This is a genomic window from Microbacterium sp. H6 (assembly GCF_003314775.1).
In the GTDB taxonomy this organism is placed as follows: Bacteria; Actinomycetota; Actinomycetes; order Actinomycetales; family Microbacteriaceae; genus Microbacterium; species Microbacterium oxydans.
This window is the reverse complement of the sequence record NZ_QOAY01000047.1, coordinates 35428-38924: the sequence shown is the minus strand read 5'-3', so window position 1 is coordinate 38924 and position 3497 is coordinate 35428. Positions and strand designations below refer to the sequence as shown.

At 70.1% G+C, this 3497-nt stretch carries 3 protein-coding genes and 1 pseudogene; 2 read left to right on the top strand and 2 right to left on the bottom strand.

The genetic code is table 11. From position 1 onward, the window contains the following. Together DSP71_RS23035 and DSP71_RS03015 are read right to left on the bottom strand one after the other, a co-directional pair. Positions 1 to 334 (bottom strand): annotated as a pseudogene (locus DSP71_RS23035) (murein L,D-transpeptidase); the annotation flags it as partial. Between the two features lie 108 nt (positions 335 to 442). Then, positions 443 to 847 carry a RidA family protein gene (locus tag DSP71_RS03015; RefSeq protein WP_046748830.1) on the bottom strand — a complete coding sequence of 135 codons (405 nt, stop codon included), beginning with the start codon at positions 845 to 847 and terminating at the stop codon, positions 443 to 445. A gap of 25 nt (positions 848 to 872) precedes the next feature. Here DSP71_RS03015 and DSP71_RS03010 point away from each other — a divergent pair, with 25 nt between their 5' ends. Beyond that, positions 873 to 2090 (top strand): alanine racemase, encoded by a 1218-nt coding sequence (locus DSP71_RS03010; RefSeq protein WP_218867771.1) that lies wholly within the window; start codon positions 873 to 875, stop codon positions 2088 to 2090. After that, positions 2081 to 3497: amidohydrolase family protein (locus tag DSP71_RS03005; RefSeq protein ID WP_147251178.1), on the top strand; the 1417-nt coding region annotated here is incomplete at its 3' end. The genes DSP71_RS03010 and DSP71_RS03005, both read left to right, overlap by 10 nt.

Below are 3497 nucleotides of genomic sequence, written 5' to 3'. Positions count from 1 at the left end.
CGGTCTGAGCGAGGCGGGCGTCGATGGCGTCGGCGGCGGCGCCAGGAGTCATCCAGCCGACCGGGATCCCGGCGACCGTGGTTCCCGGTGCGATCAGGATCATCGACGCGGCTCCGGCGCCGAGGGCGACGACTCCCAGCCCGAGGCCGATCCAGAGGCCGAGGCGACGTTTCTTGGGAGACGGTTCGATCGGAGCCCAGGCGAGCGGCTGGTCACCGGTGGTCGGCGGGACGGTCTCCGTGGGAGCGTCCGTCGGCGCGAGCACTGCAGTGGGCGCGGAGTCGTCTCCACGCGCCTCGGCTGCTGCGCCCGGCGCAGAAATCAGATCGGTCACGAACTTCACCCCCCGGCTCTCAAACGTGTCCTGACGTCCAATGGTACGGGATGGGAGGTAACGGGGAGGCAACGGTCCGTGATAACGTGCCTCCCCGCAACGCAGACGTCAGTCGATGATGGCGATGCCGTCGATCTCGACGAGCATCTCCTCGCGCGGAAGGCCGGTGAAGACCGTGGTGCGCGACGGCAGGACGCCGTTGGTCGTGTGAGCGGTCACGAAGGCGCCGTACGCGTCGTTCATGATGGGGAAGTCCTCGCGCTTGGTCAGGTAGACGCGCAGCATGACGACGTCGTCGAACGTCGCGCCGGACGCCTCGACGATCGCCTTCACGTTCTCGAGCGTGCGGGTGGTCTGGGCAGCGACGTCCCCGGGGTGCAGGTACTCGTTGGTCTTCGGGTCGACGGGTCCCTGGCCGGAGACCTGCACGAACGGGCCCTTGCGGATACCCTGCGAGAAGGTGTGGGCGGGGGCGGGGGCGGCGTCGGTGGAAACTCGGATCTTCGCGGTCATGCCGCCAGCCTAGTAGCATTGTTAGATGCCTCTACAAATTCCGGATCCCGTTCTCGGCACCTGGACGAAGGGCTTTCCTGCGCACGCAGCGGGACTCCGCCTCTCGCAGGTGGGGGATGCGGATCTGCATCTCTCCGACCTGGTGACGCCGGTGCTGACGGTGCACGAGGGCGCCCTCGCGCACAACGAGGAGACCGTCTTCGCATGGGCGAGGGAGCGCCGGGTGCTCCTCGCACCACACGGCAAGACCACGATGGCTCCGGCCCTCTGGCAGCGACTGCTCGACGCGGGAGCATGGGGGATCTCCGTGGCGACGCCCTGGCAGGCCGAAGTCGCCGTCGACGCGGGCGTCTCGACCGTGCTGATCGCGAACGCGGTCACGGATCTCACTGCGGTGCGTCGCCTGGGGGCACTGCTCGCAGCCGACCCCGACCTGCGCGTGCTGTGCTGGGCGGACTCTCTCGAGGGAGTGGCCATCCTCGCGCGGGGGATGCACGATGCCGCGCGTCCGCTCGATGTCTTGGTCGAACTCGGCGGCGCGCACGGCCGCACGGGCGCACGGAGCGTGGAGGAGGGCGAGCGGATCGGGAAGGCCGTCTCGGACGCATCCGGGCTGCGCCTCGCCGGCGTCGCGGGATACGAGGGGCCCTTCGGTCCCGATCGCTCCGATGCCTCGGTCGCCGCCGTCGACGCGTACCTGCAGACGCTCGTGGATCTGCACGCCCGACTGGAGTACCCGCACGGTCTCCGTCCGATTCTCAGCGCGGGAGGCAGCGCCTTCCCTGATCGGGCGGCCGCCGTCCTCGCAGCCGCCGGGGACGACGTGGACGTCGTCCTGCGTTCGGGGGCGTTCCAGATCCACGACGACGGCTTCTACTCGCGCATGTCTCCGTTCGGACCGCTCGTCGGCACCGCGCCTCTGCGCTCGGGGATGCACGCCTGGTCGCGGGTGGTGTCGCAGCCCGAGGACGGCCTTGCGCTCCTCGACGCCGGACGGCGCGATGTGCCCTTCGACCTGGATCTGCCGATCCCGCAGGGGCTGCGGGGGGAGATCACGGCGCTGAACGATCAGCATGCGTTCCTGAGCCTCACGGGCGATGACACGGTCGCGGTGGGCGATGTCGTCCGTCTCGGGCTCTCCCACCCGTGCACCGCCTTCGACAAGTGGAGGGTCGTCGCCGTGATCGACGACCCCGATGCCGTCGATCCGCGCGTGATCGGGGCGGTGGCGACGTGCTTCTGAGTGCCGAGAAGGCCGCCGCCGGACAGGTGCGGGTGTACCGCGGAGCCACCGTCATCGACGGGACGGGGGCGCCCCGGTACGTGGCCGACGTCGCGGTGGAGGGCGCGAGGGTCGTGGCTATCCTCCCGGCCGGTGCGGTGAATCCTGAACTCGAGCTCCCCGAACTCGAACTTCCCGAGGGCGCCGTGGAGGTCGCGGCAGAGGGACTCGTCCTCGCGCCCGGATTCATCGACATGCACGCGCACAGCGAGCTCGCAGTGCTGAGCGGCGCGGCGCACGACGCCAAGATCCGCCAGGGCGTGACGACCGAGGTGCTCGGTCAGGACGGCCTGGGCTATGCGCCCCTCGACGATGCGGCGGCGGCGATCATCCCCGCGCAGATCGCCGGGTGGAACGGAACTCCGGCCGACGTGCCGTGGCGGACGATGGACGACCTGCTCGCGGCGATCGACGCCGCAGCGGTCGCGAACGCCGCCGTCCTCGTCCCCCAGGGGAATCTGCGGATGATGGTCGTCGGCCACGAGAACCGTCGGGCGACGACTGCGGAGCTCACCGCGATGGGGGAGATCCTGGGTCGCGCGCTGGACGCGGGAGCCTTCGGCATGTCGAGCGGCCTCACCTACACGCCAGGGATGTACGCGGACACGGCGGAGCTCGAAGCGCTGTGCCGCATCGTCGCCGAGCGAGGAGGCTACTGGGCGCCGCACACCCGGAGCTACGGGGGAGCGGCGCTGGAGGCCTACCGGGAGGCGCTCGACATCGGTCGGCGCACCGGGTGCCCCGTGCATCTCACACACGCGACGATGAACTTCGCCCCGAACCGCGGCCGCGCCGATGAGCTCCTGGCCCTGATCGACGAGGCGATCGAGGACGGCGTCGACGTGACGCTCGACACGTACCCGTATCTGCCCGGCGCCACGACGCTCTCCGCTCTGCTGCCGAGCAGGCTGGCGGAATCCGGCGACCTGCTCGCTGCCGTCTCCGCGCTCGACGAAGCGGGCAGGGAGGCCGTCCGCGTGGAACTGGAAGACGTCGGCTGCGACGGATTCCACGGCGAGAGGGCCGATTGGACGCAGATCCAGGTCTCCGGCACCGTGAACCCCGCCCTCTCGGGTCTGATCGGCCGCACCATCGCCGAGATCGCGACCACGACCGGTCGCCGTGCCGTCGATGTGGTGCTCGACACGATCGTGGAGGACGCCGCCGCCACCGGAATCCTCATGCACATCGGAGACGAGGAGAACGTCCGGACGATCATGCGTCACTCGCAGCACACGGGAGGCAGTGATGGGATCCTGATCGGGGCGCGGCCTCATCCGCGTGGGCGGGGTACGTTCCCGCGGTACCTCGGACACTACGTGCGCGAGCTCGGCATCCTCACCTGGGAGGAGGCCGTCCGACACCTGT

Coding starts and splice junctions, on each gene's coding strand:
- DSP71_RS03010 (WP_218867771.1), top strand. CDS start 873: ATGCCTCTACAAATTCCGGATCCCGTTCTCGGCACCTGGACGAAGGGC.
- DSP71_RS03015 (WP_046748830.1), bottom strand. CDS start 847: ATGACCGCGAAGATCCGAGTTTCCACCGACGCCGCCCCCGCCCCCGCC.